Here is a 1,026-nt window from a genome sequence, read left to right on the forward strand (position 1 = left end):
GGACGGGCTGGAGCATCGCCGGGACGTACTCATCCGCCGCTCGAAGCACCGCCTCGGCGAGATCGAGAAGCGCCTCGAGATTCTCGCCGGCTATCTGATCGCCTACCTCAACATCGACGAGGTGATCAGGATCATCCGCGAGGAGGATGAGCCCAAGCAGGTGATGATGGCCCGCTGGTCGCTCACCGACACCCAGGCCGAAGCCATCCTCAACATGCGCCTGCGCGCCTTGCGCAAGCTGGAAGAGATCGAGATCCGCAAGGAGTTCGACGGGCTCACCGCCGAGAAGAAGCAGATCGAGGCGCTGCTGGCGTCCAACGCCAAGCAGTGGGCGACGATCACGTGGGAAGTCACCAGCATCCGCGACAAGTTCGGGCCCGAGACCGAGCTCGGCAGGCGCCGCACCCAGTTCGCCGACGCGCCCGAGCACGACCTGACCGACATCGCGCACGCCATGATCGAGCGCGAGCCGGTCACCGTCGTCGTCTCCGAGAAGGGATGGCTGCGGGCGATGAAGGGTCATCTGACCGACCATTCGCAGTTCACCTTCAAGGAAGGCGACAGCCTCAAGCTAGCCTTCCACGCCCAAACCACCGACAAGATCCTGGTCTTCACCACCGGCGGCAAGTTCTACACCATCGGCGCCGACCGGCTGCCGGGCGGGCGCGGCCATGGCGAGCCGATCCGCATCATCGTCGACATGGAGAACGACCAGGACATCGTCACCGCATTCGTCCACGATCCGAAGCGCAAGCTGCTTCTGGTTTCCTACGACGCCAACGGCTTCATCGTTCCGGAGGAAGAGGTCGTCGCCAACACCCGCAAGGGCAAGCAGGTGATGAACGTCAAGGCGCCCGACGAGGCCAAGCGCTGCATTCCGCTCTCAGGCGACCACCTCGCCATCGTCGGCGAGAACCGCAAGATGCTGGTGTTCCCGCTTGCCGAGATCCCGGAGATGGCGCGCGGCAAGGGCGTGCGCTTGCAGAAATACAAGGATGGCGGCGTCCTGGACATCAAGCCGTTCAC

At 64.1% G+C, this 1,026-nt stretch carries 1 protein-coding gene; it reads left to right on the top strand.

All coding sequences use genetic code 11. From position 1 onward, the window contains the following. Window positions 1-1,026: DNA gyrase subunit A (locus tag EOA33_RS36670; protein WP_281033600.1), on the top strand; the 1,026-nt coding region annotated here is incomplete at both ends.

This window comes from Mesorhizobium sp. M4A.F.Ca.ET.050.02.1.1 (genome assembly GCF_003997725.1).
Classification (GTDB): domain Bacteria; phylum Pseudomonadota; class Alphaproteobacteria; order Rhizobiales; family Rhizobiaceae; genus Mesorhizobium.